The following is an 18,975-nucleotide window of genomic DNA, read 5'->3' on the forward strand; positions in this document are numbered from 1 at the left end:
GATCTTAATCATATAAACGATAAATCCCTGCAAAACGTTCACAGCCTTTTTGTTCGGTTTTTACTGAGAGTAAGGCCTTACTGTAATTGAACTGATATTTGCAGTCGTGTTCATTATCGGTGATTTGATTTTTTTGTTCGGGTGTTGTGTAAGCTAAAAATGGAATGGTTTGTGTTTCAACTCGATTGTTCGGATTACGATAGGCAATGCCTTCGATTTTGATGCTGTCTTTGCCCAGTTGATGCACTTTTAAATGTACAGGTGATGTCGCAAAATGGCCATTTTCAAATTTAAGATAATGCTGCGTTAAACTTTGGTTCATTGAGGTATAAATATTCAAATCTTCATAGCGAAGCTCGAATTGTTGTTTAAAACACTCCAAGTTTTTGCATTGCTGAACTCGGCTGTACCATAATTTTTGCGTATCTATCAGCAAGCGTATTGGGGCATCGGTAATCAACTGCGCTGTTAAAAAAAGCCCATCTAGCTTTTCACGTTGTTCTTCAAAACCGTTAGAACAGTAATTTTTTTTTGCATGAGTATTGGCATGATCACAGTCTATCTTTTCTGCATGCGTAAACGTCGCTAGGCCAGAAACTATTAGCAGAACCAGTCCGAATTTTTTGATGATATTTATTTCAGTTTTCAACAGCATGATCGCTTATACTTTCACTATGTTGCGCTTGCCCACACTATAGCGAAATAGAAAGCGTGAATACAAGATTTCAATCATTATTTTCTCAAGGAACTCAAGCATGATAGCTCAAATTCGTATCGGTCAGGGCATGGATGTGCATGCATTTGAAGAAGGTGATTTTGTAACGCTTGCTGGTGTTCAAATTCCACACACACATGGACTCAAAGCACATTCAGATGGTGATGTGGTATTGCATGCGCTTTGTGATGCATTATTAGGAGCTTTGGCACTTGGAGATATTGGTCAGCATTTTCCAGATACAGATCCAAAATTTAAAGGTGCCGATAGTCGAGTACTTTTAAAACACGTCTACCAAATGATTTTAGATCGTGGATATGTACTTAATAATGCTGATATTACCGTGGCTTGTGAGCGCCCTAAACTAGCAAAACATAATTTAGAAATGCGTCAAAGTATCGCAAATGTTATGGATGTTGAAGTTACACAAATTAGCATCAAAGCGACCACCACCGAAAAATTAGGGTTTACTGGTCGCCAAGAAGGAATTCTTTCTACCGCAACTGTACTGATTTCTCACGCAAAATGATCTGGATGGATCAGCGCATGTTGTAAATCTTGAGTTGCTTTACGGCCTTGGAGTTGTAAGGCAACCGCATGGATTAAACCTGTCCATGTTTCATTAGGTTCCCAAATTTGATGCATAAATTCTTGAGCCTTTGGCATATCAACATCCATATAGTATTGACGATATAAATACATCAAACTGCTGACACGGAAGTTTTTCGCACAGTGTAGCCAAACCGTTTGACCTTGAACCAAATGGTCAATCATATCAAGTACTAATAGGCATTGATCATCTGAAGGGGTATCCCAAGAGATTGGAACTTGGATATAGTTCAGGCCTAGATCTAGGCAAATGCGGTCTTCATGCTCGATATGATTGGATGCATCAGTCAATGCTAAATTGATAACTGTTGAAACACCATATTCTTTAATCGTTTGAAGCTCAGAAGGAGATGGTTGTCCTGACGTTAATAAGTGTTCATGTATATATTGGAAGTTTTCAATGTGACTTAACGCATTTTCGATTTCATTCATCTGATAAATAATCCTTCAAAGTAAAACGCCATCTCGAAGATGGCGTTTTTCATTCACTTAGCGTGTCGGTAACACGTCTTTAAGTGCTTCATGCATCTCTAACAAGACTTTTTCAGTCGTATCCCAATCGATACAGCCATCAGTCACTGATTTACCATATTCGAGGTCACATAGGTTGGCAGGAATATCCTGACGACCACCTTTTAAGTGACTTTCTACCATAATACCCACGATTGACTTGTTTCCGTCAAGGATTTGTTCAGTAATATTTTTCAGAACAAGGGGTTGTAGGTACGGGTCTTTGTTTGAGTTTGCATGACTGGTATCAATCATGATTTTGCCACTAACTTTTGCTTTGGCTAATGCCGCTTCGGCATCTGCAACTGAACCTGCGTCGTAGTTTGGTTTACCGTTACCGCCACGAAGTACAACGTGTGCATATGGGTTACCACTGGTACGAATAACAGAAACTTGACCTTGGTCGCTTAAGCCCAAGAAGCTATGACCATGTTTAACAGATTGCATGGCATTGGTCGCAACGGTTAAACCGCCATCTGTACCATTTTTAAAGCCCACAGGTGAAGACAGGCCAGAAGACATTTCACGATGTGTTTGGCTTTCAGTGGTGCGCGCACCAATTGCTGACCAAGAGATAAGATCTTGGTAGTACTGTGGTGAGTTTGGATCGAGTGCTTCGGTTGCACAAGGCAAACCTTTTTCATTCAATTCAAGTAAAAGTTTACGACCAATACGTAAGCCTTTTTCGATGTTGAAAGAATCGTTCATGTCAGGGTCATTAATTAGACCTTTCCAACCCACAGTGGTACGTGGTTTTTCAAAATACACACGCATCACGACATAAATTGTATCTTGGATTTTGTCACTTAAAACTTTTAAACGGTCAGCATAATCATGTGCAGCGACTGTGTCGTGAATTGAACATGGACCAATGACAACAAAAAGACGTTTGTCATTTCCATCTAAAATATTACGTACAGTTTCACGGCCCTTAAGGACTGTTTGATAGGCAGTTTCAGTCAGAGGTAGCTCTTTTTTTAGTTCTGCAGGAGTAACAAGAGGCTGAATGCTTTTTACATTCACGTCATCAATGTCGTTTTGGGTAATAGAATTTGACTGTAAAGTATTCATTGCCGTCACTGGTTTGATTATACAAAAGGTTGTTTCGTGAGCCGAATATAACATGAATATAGCATTCAAATGTTATAAAAAAGATCAATAAGTCTCTGAAAAAAAAGTGATGAATCGGGCAGTTAATTTAAACCTGCTGACTATTCACCGTCGGTGCGATCAACATTGCAGTTGTTGGTTTTTCAACAGGTTTTGATTTTACTGGATTAATGATGAAATTCATGCCTAAAACAAACAAGGTAATGCCTAAGACTTTACGAATCACTTTTTCTGGTAAACGTGAGCTGATCAAAGTTCCGACAACAATCGCTGGAATAGAACCAACCAATAACCAACCCAATAAATGAAAATCGACATTACCTGAGCTCATATGACCCAAGCCTGCAACCAGTGTAAGAAGCACGGCATGTACGACGTCAGAGCCGATAATACGAATCATCGGTAAGTTCGGGAACATAAGCACCAAAGCCATAATACCGAAGGCACCTGCACCAACAGACGATAGGGTAACGAATACGCCTAAAATAATCCCCATGATGATGATATATGCACGCTTATTTTTAGCTTGGAAATTGATACGTTCAAGATCCGCACTCATATCATCCAACTGATCAGTTTTTCGAAATTTATTAAAGAATTTTTCGATATGACCACGGAAAATAATTGAGATCCCAGTAATCGTCAGCATAAAACCCAAAAACATGGTTAATACCGTTTTGTAATGTGTCGATTGGCTCAGATAGTTTTCCAGTACCCAATGGGTCGCAAAAGACGCAGGGATACTGCCGACTGCAAGCCAAATAACAATGGTCCATACAATATTCATTTTACGTGCATGAACTAAAGAACCACAAAATTTTGAAATTGCGGCATATAGTAAGTCTGTGCCAATCGCAATATGAGGTTCAATTTTATACAGGCTGATCAGGATCGGGGTCATCAATGAACCACCGCCAACACCGGTAATACCTACGCAGAAACCTACAATTACACCTGCCAGAATGAACTCTAAAGGACCGACCATCGCTGAATGCCAAATATCAAAAAACGTGCATATCTTATGACTAATTGATATAAGTCGTTGTCTCGATTAGTGATTTGCTTGTGAAAAAAATAGATAAAGAATGATTTTAATTTTGAAATAAATGAATTATTTCTAAGCTAAGTTATTGATTATGGATTTCTCAGATGGTTGATAGTTCAAATGGAGATTATGCTGCAGTGAAATCATATATTTTGAATATAAGGCGTTGACTATCTGAAGTGGATTTCCAATCACTCAAAACACACTAAGTTTTATCATCCTAGCTTTCGATTTGATATTTATCGATATATGCAGCAGTGAACATAAAGTCCACTGCTGCAAAGACTAATATGCTTTAAAAAGATAAGGTTTCGCTATCTAAAGGAATCAACACTTTATCCTGAATATTTTGAGCTTTTACATAGGCTGCCAGTTGTTCACGCGTTAACGACATGTGGTTAATGGCGTCCATATGCACAGCGACAATTTTAGCTTTCGGTGATTGTTGCACAGCGCGTAAGGTGTCTTCTTTGCCCATAATAATCGACTCTTTAAATCCATCGACTAAGGCGTTGCCTGTATTCAAAATAATCACATCAGGTTGGGAGCTTTGAATGGCTTGATCCACTTCAGGGCGCCATATCGTGTCACCCGCCAAATAAATGGTTTCATGTCCTGAGGCTTCAAAAATGATCCCCATGGCTTCACCTAAGCCTTTTTTCAGCTCCGGGACACGATACATTGCATCCGTACCGTGTTGTCCACCAGTTTTGGTTAACGTCACGCCTTTAAATGTGGTTTTCGTTAATACGCGTACATCTTTAAAGCCTTGGGATTGGATGGTCTTTTGATCTTGACTGTTTTGGACAAAGATCGGCAGCGTTTTAGGAATCTCCGCTTGCGCAGCATCATCCCAATGGTCGAGATGAGTATGGGTAATGATCACGGCATCGACATTCGCCAAAATGGTTTCGGCTTTAAGCGGTAAATCCACCAATGGATTACGTAAATAACTCCGATGTGTATTTGGAAACCCTTCATAGAACCCTTTGGGTGCAAACATCGGATCTACTAAAAAGGTCGTATCTGTATAGCTGATTTTGACCGTCGCATTGCGTATTTCTTGAACTTGAGTGATTTTAGAAATATCACGGACTTTGTCTTGATTTGCCCATGCCGAAGCAGAGCCGATAACCAAAGCAGTCGCTAAAAACGTATAGCTTAAAAATGTTTTCATAAAAAGCATTCGTATAACAAAGATGACTTTATTATTGGGAAATAAATGCTTTAAACATATTGTCCTTAAAGACATAAATAGAAACTATTAGGCCAAATGGTATAATGGCTTTATTTATGAATAGCCACGTGATGTCTATACCTAAAATTGCGTTGTTTATATATCCAAATATTCCGCTGTTTCATTTTTCAGTCCCGCAAACCATATTTAATATTGAAATAGAGGGACAGAAATTATTTGAAGTAACGACGTTTTCGGTTGATGGAATGCCCATCAGTACTGAAAAGACGGTCATGATTCAGGCTGATGGCGGCTTAGAGCAGATGCTTGATGCTAACCTTGTAATTATCCCGGGCTGGGATGATATCCATCAAAAGCCAGATCATGAGCTGATGACAGCCTTACAAAAGGTACATGAAAAGGGAATCAAGATTGCAGGCCTTTGCTATGGCGCATATCCATTGGCGTATGCTGGGTTACTTGACCACAAACAGGTCACGACACATTGGGCTGGCAGTGCCGATTTTAAGCAAAAATTTCCATGTGTGAACTTAGATAAAGATGCTTTATATATTGAAGATGCAGGCATCATTACTTCCGCAGGTACGGGGGCTGCTTTAGATTGTTGTTTATACATAGTCGGGGAAATCTACGGGGCAAAAATTGCCAATAAAATATCGAGATTGATGGTAATTCCAACCCATCGTGAGGGCGGACAGGCGCAATTTATTGAACAGCCGATTTCTACAATGACTTACGATACGGAGATCAATCGTTTACTCGATTATTTACGGCATAACCTGTCGAAACCGCACACTATTGAAGAACTTGCCGTTTATTCCAATATGAGTAGAAGGACACTGATCAGACATTTTAAACATGCAACAGGGCTGCCTATTGTCACTTGGTTAAATAATGAAAGACTGCGATATGCGGCTGAATTGCTTGAAGTGACAGATTATTCGATTGATAAAATTGCGGAAGCCTCTGGTTTTAATACCGCAGTGCTATTTCGTAAATTGTTTAAGAATAAATACGGCACAAATCCGAACCATTGGCGGAAAAATTTTAATCAGCAGCTAAGTAGCAGTGATGATTATTCTTAAAATGTTGAATTAATGACGTGCAGCTTTTTTTTGGAAATCTATTAACTTTGCGAAGGACTCGTATAGAATCTATAGCTAAAGAACATTGAGTTAAAAGGACAGACTTTTGCAAAATCGGAAACTTAAAATTGGCATCGTGGTTGGGGAAGTATCCGGGGATACATTAGGCGCCAAGCTTATCCGTAGTTTTCGAGAGCAAGGGATCGATGCGGAATTTGAAGGCATCGGTGGTCCGCAAATGATTGCAGAAGGCTTTAACAGCTATTATCCGATGGATATTTTATCGGTGATGGGGATTGTTGAAGTCTTAAAAGATATTAAAAAACTCTTTGCTGTACGCGATGGTCTGGTTGAAAAATGGACTGAAAATCCTGTCGATGTTTTTGTGGGGATTGATGCGCCGGATTTTAATTTGCGTTTATCCAAGAGCTTGAAGCAAAAACAGCTACCAATTAAAACAGTACAATATGTTAGCCCTTCAGTGTGGGCGTGGCGTCAAGGGCGTGTACATGGCATTAAAGCAAGTATTGATTTAGTCCTTTGCTTATTTCCATTTGAAAAAGCGTTTTTCCAAAAATGGCAAGTTCCGGCTGCATTTGTCGGACACCCATTGGCAAGTCAGTTGCCTTTAGATAATCCACTCGTTGCGGCTAAACACGAGTTAGGCTTAGATGAGCATCAAAAACACATTGCATTACTTCCGGGCAGCCGTCGCGGGGAAATTGAGCGCTTAGGGCCTTTGGTGCTGTCTGCCGCAAAGATTTTGACGGAGCAGCATCCAGACTATGTATTCCTGATTCCTGCAATCAATGATGCACGTAAACAGCAAATCGAAGTGTTGCTCAAGCAGTTTCCTGAAGCATTACAAGCCAAAGTTCGCTTGATGGAAAACACCGATACCGAATCTAAAATTGGCCGTCAGGTGATGAACGCATCGAATATTGTCGCTTTGGCTTCGGGTACAGCGACTTTAGAAGCGATGCTTTTACACCGTCCAATGGTGACCTTTTATAAGTTAAATTGGCTGACCTATCATGTGGTGAGATTGCTGATCAAAATTCCGTATTATTCATTGCCAAATATTATTGCGGGCAAAAAGGTGATTCAGGAACTCATCCAACATGATGCAACGCCTGAAAAATTAGCAGCAGAAATTGAAAGCTTGATGGATGCTGAAAAATCGCAAATTCAAGTGATGCAGCACATCACCATGCATAAACAACTGCTTTCAGGTAACAGTGAAAACCCTGTGGAAGCGATTTTAAAGCTTTTAGATTAAACCTTTAAGATGACTCAGTTTTTGCGAGCTGATGCTGCTGTCGATACTGGCTCGGTGTGAGATCATAAAACTTTTTAAAAGTTTGGCTAAATGCCGTTTCAGATGAGTAACCTATACGATGGGCAATTTGCTGAATAGTGAGTTGCCCCATTTGTAAGTGCTGTGTTGCCAGTCGCAAACGATGTTGCTGCAAATAGGCGAGTGGTGATTCACCGAGCATTTGAGTAAATAAACTGGCAAATTTAGAACGCGACATACAACATTGTTCTGCCAAACTTTCGACGGTCCAAGCATGCTGCGGTTGTTCATGAATCGCGGCCAAAGCGTTGGATAATTCAGGATGACTCAAGGCATGCAACCAACTGCTTGAATCTGACAAGGCTGCAATATAATCACGCACACATTCGATAAATAAAATACTCACCAAATGATCCAAAATTTTGTCACGGCCTGGACGGATCTGATGCGCTTCAACGGCCAGAAAATGTAAGCCAATTTGCAACCATTCCGGTGCGGTACTGCTCATGATATGTGGTGTATGTAACAGCGTGGGGAGGGCATTCACTAAAGGCTTTGCCATAATGCTGTCGACATGTCCACGGATCGCTAGTACAAATAATTCTTCTGCTTCATGAGATTCGGCAGAATTTAATTCAATGGTTTTATTTCGTTGCTCTTGAAACAGTGGCGTGATGTTTATTGATTCGACCAAGACATCAGACTGTATAGATTTGCAGTGATGATTTTGCCCTGAGGGAATAAGGCAAAGATCGCCAGCTTCAAGTAAGACCTGCTCTTGATCTATATGCACAACACACTGACCTTGAATCACCACATACGCAACCATGGCGTTAAGATCTTGAAAATGAAAAGCCCAAGGATGCTTTGATCTCAAATAAATATATTCAGATCGGTGGAGATGGATATCATCAAAAATTTTACTTAAAGCATCCATATTTCAAATATTTACTCATATTAATTTTGTATTTATAGATGGTCACTATGTGCTTAAAGGTCAACATTTATCCTTAAATGCCAAAGACGATCACATAGTTTTTTTGGACGCTTAAAACTGTTCTGGCTGCCCATATTTTACGAATATAAACACAGAAGAAGTAATTAGGGAAGTCTAGCGCATGAATGCACCAGTAAAATTAAATGAACAGCAGCTCGCTCAGTTAGAAAGCAAAATCGGTAGTGTTTTAGATAAAAAACGTTATGGTTGGCTATTGAGTCCAGGTTTACCAGTCATTGGTATGGGGATCTTGGCGGGTTATCATTTTGGTCCAAAACCGACAAAAAAACTATTTGCCATGGGCGGGCCGCTTCTACTGCATGTCATTATTCCTGCACTAGATGCACTGATCGGTGATGATGCCAATAACCCGACAGATGATGACATCAAAGTTTTAGTGAATGATCCCTATTATGATCGGATCGTCAAATTATTTATTCCACTGCAAATGGCAGCGAATGCTTTTGCTGGCTATGTGGTTACCCGTAAAGATGTTTCATTATTAGATCAAGTTCTACTTGGGATTTCGATGGGTGCCATCAATGGCGTCGGTGTAAATACAGCACATGAACTCTGCCATCGACCTCATAAAAAAGACCATTATTGGGCACATGCGACGCTCGCACCTTTGGGTTATAGCCATTTCCGCATTGAACATCCTTATGGACACCATAAACGTGCGGCAACACCTGAAGATCCTGCATCCTCAAAAATGGGCGAAACCTTTTATGAGTTTTGGCCACGCACTGTATTTGGTGGAATTAAATCGGCGGTGCAGATTGAGAAACAACGCTTAAAACGTAAAGGTTTAAGTTTCTTTTCGAAGGACAATGAGCTGTTTCATGGTTGGGCGATGAGTGCTGGTTTTCATACCGCGATGCTGAAAATGTTTGGTAAAGGCGTGACACCGTATTTAGTTACACAGGCCTTTTATGGAATCAGCCTTTTTGAAATTATTAATTATATTGAACATTATGGCCTGAAGCGTGAGCAAAAAGCGGATGGAAGTTATGCGCGAACCATGCCTGAACATAGTTGGAATAACAATAATATTGTGACCAATCTATTTTTGTATCAATTACAACGACATTCAGACCATCATGCTTATCCGACTCGTCCATTTCAGGCATTAAGACATTTTGATGAAGCCCCAGAGTTGCCTAGCGGCTATGCCACTATGCTAATTCCTGCTTTAGTACCCTCTATATGGTTTAAGATGATGGATAAACGTGTCTATGATCACTATCAAGGTGATTTAACTAAAGCCAATATTCATCCTAAACGTCGTGCAAGTATTTTTAAAAAGTTTGCAGTTTCAGACGTTTAAATCGAATACCTGATGAGAAGTGTCCCAAGATTGTTTGCTTGGGATTTTTTTATTGTGCGTATTATTAACTGAAGTTACGCAGTAACATCAGAAGCGCACGTTGATTCAAATAAAAGAACGATACACGGTAACATCATCCGCAACTGTTTGAGACAGGACTAATTGTAATCAAAAATGTTTCTGCGATACTTTGAATAATTTGACGCTAGTGAAAGAGTTTTGTCTGTGAGGTGCATTCACCGCAAGATGGTTTCCTTGCGAAGCTTCGCTTCTCACTTTGCCGAATGAGAAACAACGTTTCGTAAGAGTATCTCCAGCCGAAGGCTAATACCTTTATTCAATCCTTAGATGTAAGACACTGTCGCATAGACTTAAAAATCATTTTTAAAATGTGAAATTAATTCTACGTGCGTAACACCATTTAAGATCCCAAATTTTCTGTTTAAAACTTAGTCATTTCTTAAGACCACCAATAGCGCAAAATGTGGAAAAAAATCGGTGCTGAAAAGCAGATGGAATCAATTCGGTCGAGCATGCCACCATGGCCTTGGATGAGCTGTCCCCAATCTTTTACACCACGATCGCGTTTAATGGCTGACATGACAAGTCCACCAAAGAAACCAAATATACAAACAATAAAACCAATACATGCAGCCTGTAGATAGCTGAAGGGTGTAAGCCATGACATAGCAACGCCTAGTGCAGTGGCTAAAGCAATGCCTCCGATTAATCCTTCTACGGTCTTAGATGGTGAAAGTATCGGTGCGACTTTGTGTTTTCCAAATAGCTTGCCACAGACATATTGTAAGACATCGGAGGCTTGTACCACCATGATCAGCCAGATCGCTAGCCAAATTTTTTCACCTTCAAATCCGGGAAGTTTGAGGTTTAATAGCGCAGGTACATGCGAAATACAGAATACGCTGATCATCAGTCCCCATTGAATTTTTGAGCTACGCTCCAAAAATCGCGTGGTATCTTCAGCTTTGAGTGTAGCGATAGGGATAAGAAGAAACACATACAGCGGAATAAAAATAGAATATAGCCCGTACCAGTCGATATACACCAAGTAATACTGGTAAGGGATGACAAAATAAAAAGCGATCAGCAAAGGAAGATAATCACCGCGACGGGTCGGGAGTAAACTAATAAATTCACGTAAAGCAAAGAGTGAAATCAATGCAAACAGGATCACAAAGGCGATTTTACCTAATGAAATTGCTACACCAAGTACCAACAACATGACCCACCATGCATTGATCCGCGCATTTAAATTGTCGATGACCGGTGCAGGTGCATAACCCGCTTTAAATTTTAGTATTGAGCCAATGGTTGAGGCAATAATCAAAATAACTGCAAAGATACCAAATAATACATAGGTCATTTGCGCATTGGTGAATTCCATTATTGATACTCCAATGCTTTTAATTTGAGTAGTTCTTCTTGAGCGTAGTTTAAAAACTCAGTTTTACTGTGTGCATTATGTGCTTCTAAAGGTTTGCCAAAAATAACGGTAGATAATAATGGCAATGGTATAAGCGCGCCTTTAGGCATGACACGTTTTAAATTTGAGATCCATACCGGTACGATTTCAACATCTGGAAATTGATTTTTGAGATGAAATAAGCCGCTTTTAAACTCTAATAATTCAACGTCATCATTTAAATTTCGAGTACCTTCAGGAAAGAAAATAATCGAGTCACCTTGCGCTAATACGATTTTGATCGGTTCTAAGGGATCTTGATTTTGCTCTCGATTTCGCTGAATAGTGACACCAGTAAACGTGTCTTGAATGAGAAAACGCCGAAAGCCATCTTTTAACCAATAATCCGAAGCCGCTACAGGACGCGTCTTCCGTCTGAGATCTGTCGGTAGTGATGACCAAAGCAAAATAAAGTCGATATGGCTATTATGATTTGCATAATAAATACGCTGCTTCATTACAGGTTTACACCCGACCCATAGACTCCGCGCGCCCGTGAGCAGCCGCGCACCACGACGAGTGAGAAAGGCAATATAGCGAGCAATTGAACGGCTTAAAAAATTACCTTTCATTGGTGAGTGAGCATTCCTTGAAGTGTCTAATGGAGTTGGCATAGCTTCAAATTATTGTGAATTATTTATACAGTAAAAATATGCAGAGGAATGCGATGTATTGCAAGCAAAGCACAAAGATCTGCCATTTAAATAAAGCCAGACAACCTAATTCACGCAGCTCCCATGCGCGACCACATTTATTTGCAGGCATTAATTTTAAGTTGATTAAACTTAAGTCCAGCTCCTTGGTGGTTTGTTCAAGGTTTTGAGTTTGGCTGTATTCAGCGACAGTGGCTAAAAGTGCCGAATCAAATTTGATTCTCAGGCTTAAATAATGTTGTATTCCGAGCAAAACTAGACAAATTAATAAATATAGCAAATCGAATAGCATCACATTGCCAAACTGGATGATGAGCCAGAGCGTGAGAATCGCTGCCACATACGTTGAGATGAGCAATCCAGTGGTGGATTGCAACAACTTTGACAGCACCACAAGTTGTAAATTCATGGTGCAAGTCCTTTAAGTTTTAAACGATAAGTATTTAAATGTTTTATTTGCGGTGCTTTAAGCACGACCCAAGGGCGGTTATGGCGAATAATCCTTAAAACATCTTCGACTGAATATTCAGGATGTTGTTTCAATAATAATGCGGCCACTACAGCACTACTTCGTGAATATCCCAAAGCACAGAAGACCAAGATGTTTTGTGCTTCATCATTGTTATTAGATTTCAAGAATAGTTCTAAAGACTCTACAGCGTTATGCAGCTGATTGGCCTGTAAAGGAATCAGGTCTAAACTCAAGTTTTGAGCATAGGAGCATTTTGGATAAGTGGGTAATTCTGCGCAACAATCGAGTAAAGCATCATATTGCTGCATGACGTGTTTGGACGGATAGCGACCTAAATAAATATAACTCTGATTGATTTTGATGATTTTAGAATCTTCAGGATGGCGATAAGTCCAGATTCGGCTATTGATCCAAGCAAATACAAAGTAAGGCGCAAACAATATTTTTGCAGCAATGGTCATATCACCATGACTGAGTTTTTGAAAAAAATGGGGTCGATTGAATAAATATGCAAACGCAACTAAAAGCAGACTGCTTGCAGGATAGAGCAGCCAAAGCCACCAACCTTTTGCATGTGCGATTGCGCTACAAAATAAGGCAGCAAACAGATAAAGGATGCCGATTTTAATGTGCTTTAAGCTTAGCCGACTCTGTATATTTTTAGCCCATGGCGCAGAGCCAGCCATCGGGAATAGCCATAAACATAAGGCACCGACCAATAAACCCGTTGGGATATCTATAAAATGGTGCTGCCAAGTGGTTAGAACTGAGAGACCGATCAAAAAGGACCAACCATCTACCAGATATTTTAGTTTGCCTGTGCTATGCCGACGGTAAAAATCCCAAAGAATCACCAGTAGCACAATATGCAGAGAGGGTGCTTGATTAAACGGTTTATCAAAGCCCATCAAGACATCAAACCACAGCCCGAAAAAACCTGTGAGTTCGGGGCGCTCAAAGCTAAAACGTAGCGGGAAAAGTAAAAAGCAGCTGATTGAAAGGATTTGTGCCGAAAATAGTCGCAGGACATGTTGTTTTAATTCAAACTTATTCCAACAAAGTAATAAAGACAATCCATAGAACAGATCAATCGACCAATAAGGCACAATACTCCATGGCCAAAGTGGAATATATTTTTCCCATTCAAAGACGATAACAGGTACAGACGCTAAACCCGCAGCGTATTGATTGGCAAAACCATAACTTAAGAAGAAAAAAGGTGCCAGAAATGCCAAACACAGTAGGCCGTATTTCCAAGTTCCTGTTTCCGGATCCAGTTTATGCATAAGATTGACCGTCCAAGCTTAAATTTTTTGTGCAACGGAAACGGTGAAAATACCAAACTCATCAATAACTTGATCGATTTTCTTGAATCCTGCTTGCTCAACCAAGGCATCCATCTCGGCTTGTGAGCGTAAACGCATGACCCATGCATCTCTTTGGCGATGTGAGGTCAGAGCACGGGCGATAAACTCTTGTTGCGGATGCCAAATTTGACCTGTGTAGATGAGATAACCATCTTTCTCAATGGCCTGACTTAAGCCGGTTAAAGACTGTCTAAGCAAATCATTATCACTAAATAATTCGTATAAACCTGAGACCACGGCTAAAGTCGGTTTAGGTTCAACACTGGCTAGTGATGTGGTATCAAAGGCATCCGCTTCTACAAATTTGGCAATCTGGCTTAAACCTCTTTGCTCAATCATTACTTGACCTGCTTGTACATTGATCGAGCTGTAGTCTCTAAGCAGGATGGATTCAGGATGCTCAGGCAGTTTTTGTACAGCATCTAAAATATATCGGCCATGGCCCGCTGCAATATCCATAATCCGTACTGCGTGTTGGGCATCATTTAACTTAGAAGCATATTTCGTTAATAGCGCTTCAATATTTTGTTTTCTAACGCGAATACCACGCCAACCGATCGCATTTAAATACTGTCGATCGATGATGTTACCAAGAGCATTTTGGCTTTCTGATTGATCTCGATAAACAAAATCTAAGGTGCTGCCAGAGTCATATCCTGTCTCTTCACCAATTTTTAAGCCCTTGGAAAAGAGACTACCAATTTTAAGATTTTGTTTGGTTAAGCTCCAAAATGCATGTTTTAAAGAGTGTTTTGGAAGCGTTGAACTTAAGGTTTCTGCTACAGCACAGCTCGGGCCAATTTTATCTGCATCTAAAAGTTTAGGTGCGGAATAGGGTTGTTTAAAACATTGTTGAATAAAGCGATGGATTTTATCTGTGGCGATTTTGCGATGTTTTTCACCCAAAGTATCATGATAAAAACCATCTAAGACGTGAAATTCCTTCAATGGATGAGGGAGTTTTTGATAAAACGCCAATTGCGGTTTTTGATGCACCACGAAGTCAGATCCTGAACATAAGACTTGAGTAGGAACAAAAATATTTTGTGCATCTTTAACGATTCGATCTGAAGCTGCGTATAGCCCCAGCAGCATCCGGACTGAAATGGCTCGAGCGATTTTTGGGTCAGTATCATAACTTTGCGCACGTGCAGTATCGTGTGTCAACATTTTGGCTTTGACATAACTATTAATAAAAAAGTTGCCAGCGAATTTGTTGAGGAGTGTTAAGCCAGGTTTTGCAAAAGGCACATAGAGTTTGATGTCAAATGCAGGCGAGGCAAGGCATAAAGCACGAATTTTAGGGGCATAATCATGCACCCATGTCGCGGCTAAAACAGCGCCAACGCTTTGAGCTACAATTGCTATATTTTCTGATCGAATTTGGTAATTTTGTTCTATATGCTGAACAAAATATTGAATGTCTTGAACGCATGCCGAAAAGCTCGGTGCATCTCCTCGTTCACCAGGAGTATTACCGTGACCTCGGGCATCCCAAGCGAAAAAATCAAAATCAGGCAAATTCAATTCATTGACCAAATGCGCCATTCGTCCCGAATGTTCATGGCCACGATGAAATAAGATCACCGCTTTTTTCTTACGGTTGCTTTTTAAACTGCTATTTTCCCAGTGTTGATAAAACAAGGATGTTCCATCATGGCTCGTAAAGGTATGCTGAGTATTGTTATACATTGTGTTGTTCTCAAAATAATGAATCGACTGACGATCTAAACTGAAATTTATTGTGGGTTGATAATGCTATTTTTAATGCGGTTATAAATCGTGATAAGTAATAAAAAAATGGTAATAATCAAAATACTATTGCAAATAAGAGACAATGTGTTTAAGCCGAAGCTAAATATAGAAGAAGTCACGATCACGATACAGATGATGCTAAATACAAAAGCGCGGTCACTTTTTCCCATTGGACCATCGTAGCGACGTTCTTGACCCACTAATGGCGCCATCACACCTGTATATTCAGCAAGTATGGCGAGAAAACAGGTTAAAATAAGTAATTCAGCTTGAATAAAAGCAAAACAAATTAAACTAAAATAGAGTGCTGAGTCAGAAATCACATCACATAATTCATTATAAAAAGCACCGAGTTTGGATTGTTGGTTGAACTCACGTGCCAGCATGCCATCTATGGCATTGAATCCCATACGAATAAGCATCCATACAGGGAAAATCAACAGTAAAATACCAATACCGTTGTGAGAGAAATAGATATAAATGAAAAATGCCACAGCTAGCGAAATGAACATTGCTAGTAGTGTTACTTGATTTGCTGTAATGCCAAGATGATGAAGTGATTTAACCAAAGGTCGAAGCAGGTTTTGAAATGCAGGCTTAAGTTGGTAGATCGAAGGCATATTATTGTTATAGCAGTATGATTTGCATAAATTTTATACGCGGGATGCTTAACTTAACAAGAATTTGTATGTTAAAGATTGTCACAGGGCTGACGATTCGCCTGTATAACGCATTAAGTTTTCTTGTGTAGTACTTACGACTAATTTTCCATTTTGCCACATTTGCCCATGACTAAGCCCACGTGATTGGGAGGTTCGAGTGGTATTCATGTCATAGAAAACCCAATCATCCACCCGAAAGATATGATGAAAATACATCGAATGATCAAGACTAGTTGCGATGAGTTCAGGAGACAGATAATTTAAACCATGAGTTATAAGCGCCGCAGAATATAAATTATAGTCTGAATAATATGCTGCAATGGCCTGATGTATATGAAGTTGGTCAAATTGTGCATCCAAGGCATCATGGAGTTTTAAATATTCTGCATATTGATTTTGATTTAAGACAGAAGCTTGACCGGACTGTGGCAAGTCTGTCAGCACGTATTCAATTGGTTTAGATATAAGCTGAAAAGGCTGTAAAAATGTGGATAGATATTCAGGTGAAATAGATGATTGGATTTGCGCTTTATAGAATTGCTCCTCTTTGAGCATACTTGGTGGAAACTGTGGGATCAGATCTGGTTCAGGTATTTTACTCCATACCCATTTCGTTATTCATATAGGACAACATCACCATATATATTGGTTTGCCATGCTGTATGGCGGTCACTTGTCGAGTGGAAAAACTATGGCTATCACGTAAATTTTCGACTTTAAATAAGACGGGCTGATTTGCATGACCCGCAGAAATAAAGTTGGCATGTAAAGAGTGAAGTGGGAGCGTGCAGGTATAGGATGCACTGATTATACTCTGAGCAAGTAATTGTCCACCAAAAATATGGTCACCAAACAGAGGTTTGCTCTGTGCCAAAAAGTAGCCCTGATCTTTGGGCACTACAGATAATAATTGGATGAGGTCTTGAGTCAGCGTTGTCATATTTTTTTGAAATTTTTGCTTTGTTTAAATGTATTCAACTCAAACTTATTGCACAAGTCATGTTCATGAAAAATATAAAAGTGTTCGCCGGTCTTTCTAGAATAGGCTTATAATCGAGTTTTCCTAGTTGTCCGAATGGAATGACGAAAAAGCAATGACACCTGCATGTAAACTCTTAAAATCTAATAAAATCGACTTTACAATTCATGAATATGACCATGACCCAGAAGCAAAAAGTTTTGGTTTAGAAGCTGCGGAAAAACTTGGTTTAACCGTCGAAGAAGTGTTTAAAACCTTGATGGTTACGGACGATAAAAATTACTTTGTTGCCGTATTGCCAGTTGAATATCAGCTAAATTTGAAAAAAGTGGCCACAGCATTTGGCTGTAAAAAACTAAAAATGGCAGACCCAAAAGATGCAGAGCGTTTAACCGGATATTTGGTAGGTGGTATTAGTCCAGTTGGACAGAAAAAACGCTTAAAAACTGTGATCGATGCTTCTGCACAGAACTTAGCTAAAATCTATGTGAGTGGTGGTAAGCGTGGTTTGGATATTGGTTTAAAACCCGAAGATTTAGCAAAAGTTTTGGGCGCAAACTTTGCTGATGTGATTGATGATTAAATGTGGTTTTTGACTACTTAAATTTAAGTGAATTTAGAGGGAATACCTTCCACTTCAAAATCTATAAAATAACAAAAGCCGCATTGAGCGGCTTTGTGGTTCGATGACGCATCAAGTGTCACGGATTTATTGGACATGGTGCAGCTTTTTATATTCGATATACAGGGTACTAAATTTAGGATTGTAGGCTAAATATGATTATTAGAAGGTATATTTATGGTGCTTCTTGAATTGATATGAGAAATACCGAGCGCGCAGAAATTGATGCCAAATTTGATGTGAAATGAGGGTTGGCAGCTTTGCATATATATATTGATAATGTTGTAAACCAACCATGGGCTGGTTTTTTTTGCATTACATTTGGGATTTGTAATTATCTAAGATAGATTTTCTACCATCAGGAATTGTTTCTATTTCATAGAGCGACTCATATATTTCTTTGTCTTCTGAAAATTTTTTTGAGTCCACAAGCTGCTTTAATTTAGATTTATATTCTGTTTTACCTGCATGGAATAAGCTCGCATAGTAAGCCCATTCTGTTTGATCGTAATAGGGATCATTTTTGGGCATATTATCTAACTGTTTTTTATATAAATTAGCATTGTATAAATAACAGTCTTCAATATCCTTTTTTGGTTTGTTTAAAACTTCAATGAGTAAACATTGAAAATTTTTCATATTGGTTGTTTCTTTTTTTTCTAAAATTGTATTTGTAATAGCAAAGGCTTCTTCATAATTGCCAAGACGCATATTGATGTTTAGTAAAAGGTTATTTCGTTCATTCTCTGAGTTAATTTTAGAAATTTTAGGTAGAATTTTTTTGAGCTTTTGATTGGTTATTTGAGGGTCTAACTCACTTTGAGATTGAATTAGTATCTGATTATATTCATTGATGATTTCTTTACTTTCTGGAGAAAGCTCAGCATCAACTTTAGTTGCTGAACTTTGTGCAAGGGGGGCTGTTTCACTTGAATTACCACAAGCTGAAAGTGGAAGGATTGATAGTGTCAACGGCATTCTAAAATTGACCCCTTTTACCTTTCAAATGGCAAAGTAAAATTGACCCCTTTGATCTCGTATTAAGTTTCAACCTGGGGCTGAATCCCAATTCTTTTTTTATCCTTCAAA

General features: G+C 39.3%; 20 protein-coding genes. 5 read left to right on the plus strand and 15 right to left on the minus strand.

Translation table 11 applies throughout. The features are described 5' to 3' along the window. Positions 1-4 precede the first annotated feature (4 nt). A complete protein-coding gene (locus FTU38_RS14250; RefSeq protein ID WP_180111657.1) occupies positions 5-655 on the minus strand; it encodes a hypothetical protein in 651 nt (216 codons plus the stop codon). 100 nt (positions 656-755) lie between these two features. Here FTU38_RS14250 and ispF point away from each other — a divergent pair, with 100 nt between their 5' ends. Next, positions 756-1,244, plus strand: coding sequence for a 2-C-methyl-D-erythritol 2,4-cyclodiphosphate synthase (ispF, locus tag FTU38_RS14255; RefSeq protein WP_078193864.1), 489 nt, complete (start codon positions 756-758; stop codon positions 1,242-1,244). On the opposite strand, the gene FTU38_RS14260 is transcribed toward ispF, so the two are convergent. The 4 genes from FTU38_RS14260 to FTU38_RS14275 all read right to left on the minus strand — a co-directional run bounded on the left by FTU38_RS14260 (position 1,232) and on the right by FTU38_RS14275 (position 5,166). Then, positions 1,232-1,756 carry a protein tyrosine phosphatase family protein gene (locus FTU38_RS14260; protein ID WP_180003786.1) on the minus strand — a complete coding sequence of 175 codons (525 nt, stop codon included), beginning with the start codon at positions 1,754-1,756 and terminating at the stop codon, positions 1,232-1,234. The genes ispF and FTU38_RS14260 overlap by 13 nt on opposite strands. 57 nt (positions 1,757-1,813) lie before the next feature. Then, on the minus strand, positions 1,814-2,905 hold the full coding sequence (locus FTU38_RS14265) for a 3-deoxy-7-phosphoheptulonate synthase (RefSeq protein ID WP_143221612.1): 1,092 nt from the start codon (positions 2,903-2,905) through the stop codon (positions 1,814-1,816). A gap of 127 nt (positions 2,906-3,032) precedes the next feature. After that, a complete protein-coding gene (locus FTU38_RS14270) occupies positions 3,033-3,929 on the minus strand; it encodes a sulfite exporter TauE/SafE family protein (protein WP_078193863.1) in 897 nt (298 codons plus the stop codon). Between the two features lie 355 nt (positions 3,930-4,284). After that, on the minus strand, positions 4,285-5,166 hold the full coding sequence (locus FTU38_RS14275; RefSeq protein WP_180003785.1) for an MBL fold metallo-hydrolase: 882 nt from the start codon (positions 5,164-5,166) through the stop codon (positions 4,285-4,287). Between the two features lie 131 nt (positions 5,167-5,297). Between FTU38_RS14275 and FTU38_RS14280 the strand changes: the two genes are divergently transcribed. Beyond that, the gene (locus FTU38_RS14280; RefSeq protein ID WP_180111663.1) at positions 5,298-6,272 is read left to right on the plus strand and encodes a GlxA family transcriptional regulator; all 975 of its coding nucleotides are present in this window, start codon (positions 5,298-5,300) and stop codon (positions 6,270-6,272) included. Positions 6,273-6,378: 106 nt separating this feature from the next. Further along, on the plus strand, positions 6,379-7,551 hold the full coding sequence (gene lpxB, locus FTU38_RS14285) for a lipid-A-disaccharide synthase (protein WP_180003784.1): 1,173 nt from the start codon (positions 6,379-6,381) through the stop codon (positions 7,549-7,551). Positions 7,552-7,555: 4 nt separating this feature from the next. Here the strand turns inward: lpxB and FTU38_RS14290 are convergent, their stop codons facing one another. Then, the gene (locus tag FTU38_RS14290; RefSeq protein ID WP_180003783.1) at positions 7,556-8,506 is read right to left on the minus strand and encodes an AraC family transcriptional regulator; all 951 of its coding nucleotides are present in this window, start codon (positions 8,504-8,506) and stop codon (positions 7,556-7,558) included. A gap of 181 nt (positions 8,507-8,687) precedes the next feature. Here FTU38_RS14290 and FTU38_RS14295 point away from each other — a divergent pair, with 181 nt between their 5' ends. Continuing rightward, on the plus strand, positions 8,688-9,893 hold the full coding sequence (locus tag FTU38_RS14295) for an alkane 1-monooxygenase (RefSeq protein ID WP_168378673.1): 1,206 nt from the start codon (positions 8,688-8,690) through the stop codon (positions 9,891-9,893). 460 nt (positions 9,894-10,353) lie between these two features. On the opposite strand, the gene FTU38_RS14300 is transcribed toward FTU38_RS14295, so the two are convergent. The 8 genes from FTU38_RS14300 to FTU38_RS14335 all read right to left on the minus strand — a co-directional run bounded on the left by FTU38_RS14300 (position 10,354) and on the right by FTU38_RS14335 (position 17,225). Further along, the gene (locus FTU38_RS14300) at positions 10,354-11,298 is read right to left on the minus strand and encodes a phosphatidate cytidylyltransferase (protein ID WP_078191012.1); all 945 of its coding nucleotides are present in this window, start codon (positions 11,296-11,298) and stop codon (positions 10,354-10,356) included. Further along, entirely contained in the window at positions 11,298-11,948 is a 651-nt protein-coding gene (locus tag FTU38_RS14305) for a 1-acyl-sn-glycerol-3-phosphate acyltransferase (RefSeq protein ID WP_180003782.1), read from the minus strand. The genes FTU38_RS14300 and FTU38_RS14305 overlap by 1 nt, the downstream gene beginning before the upstream one ends. A gap of 61 nt (positions 11,949-12,009) precedes the next feature. After that, entirely contained in the window at positions 12,010-12,438 is a 429-nt protein-coding gene (locus tag FTU38_RS14310) for a hypothetical protein (RefSeq protein ID WP_180111659.1), read from the minus strand. Then, positions 12,435-13,787: a phosphatase PAP2/dual specificity phosphatase family protein gene (locus FTU38_RS14315; protein WP_180003780.1), complete on the minus strand. Its 1,353-nt coding sequence runs from the start codon at positions 13,785-13,787 to the stop codon at positions 12,435-12,437. Before FTU38_RS14315 ends, FTU38_RS14310 begins: the two co-directional genes overlap by 4 nt. Positions 13,788-13,805: 18 nt before the next feature. Next, positions 13,806-15,560: a bifunctional alpha/beta hydrolase/class I SAM-dependent methyltransferase gene (locus tag FTU38_RS14320; protein ID WP_180003778.1), complete on the minus strand. Its 1,755-nt coding sequence runs from the start codon at positions 15,558-15,560 to the stop codon at positions 13,806-13,808. A gap of 47 nt (positions 15,561-15,607) precedes the next feature. Next, complete coding sequence (locus FTU38_RS14325; RefSeq protein ID WP_180003776.1) at positions 15,608-16,243, minus strand: CDP-alcohol phosphatidyltransferase family protein; 636 nt, start codon at positions 16,241-16,243, stop codon at positions 15,608-15,610. 81 nt (positions 16,244-16,324) lie between these two features. After that, positions 16,325-16,840, minus strand: a complete 516-nt coding sequence (locus FTU38_RS14330; RefSeq protein WP_180003774.1) for an acyl-CoA thioesterase domain-containing protein — start codon at positions 16,838-16,840, stop codon at positions 16,325-16,327. A 40-nt stretch (positions 16,841-16,880) separates the two neighbouring features. After that, the gene (locus tag FTU38_RS14335) at positions 16,881-17,225 is read right to left on the minus strand and encodes an acyl-CoA thioesterase II (RefSeq protein WP_180003772.1); all 345 of its coding nucleotides are present in this window, start codon (positions 17,223-17,225) and stop codon (positions 16,881-16,883) included. A 154-nt stretch (positions 17,226-17,379) separates the two neighbouring features. Here FTU38_RS14335 and ybaK point away from each other — a divergent pair, with 154 nt between their 5' ends. Continuing rightward, positions 17,380-17,847 (plus strand): Cys-tRNA(Pro) deacylase, encoded by a 468-nt coding sequence (gene ybaK, locus FTU38_RS14340; RefSeq protein WP_180003791.1) that lies wholly within the window; start codon positions 17,380-17,382, stop codon positions 17,845-17,847. A gap of 354 nt (positions 17,848-18,201) precedes the next feature. On the opposite strand, the gene FTU38_RS14345 is transcribed toward ybaK, so the two are convergent. Beyond that, a complete protein-coding gene (locus FTU38_RS14345; RefSeq protein WP_180111661.1) occupies positions 18,202-18,864 on the minus strand; it encodes a hypothetical protein in 663 nt (220 codons plus the stop codon). Between the last annotated feature and the right edge of the window lie 111 nt (positions 18,865-18,975).

Source organism: Acinetobacter sp. YH12098 (assembly GCF_013419235.1).
In the GTDB taxonomy this organism is placed as follows: Bacteria; Pseudomonadota; Gammaproteobacteria; order Pseudomonadales; family Moraxellaceae; genus Acinetobacter; species Acinetobacter amyesii.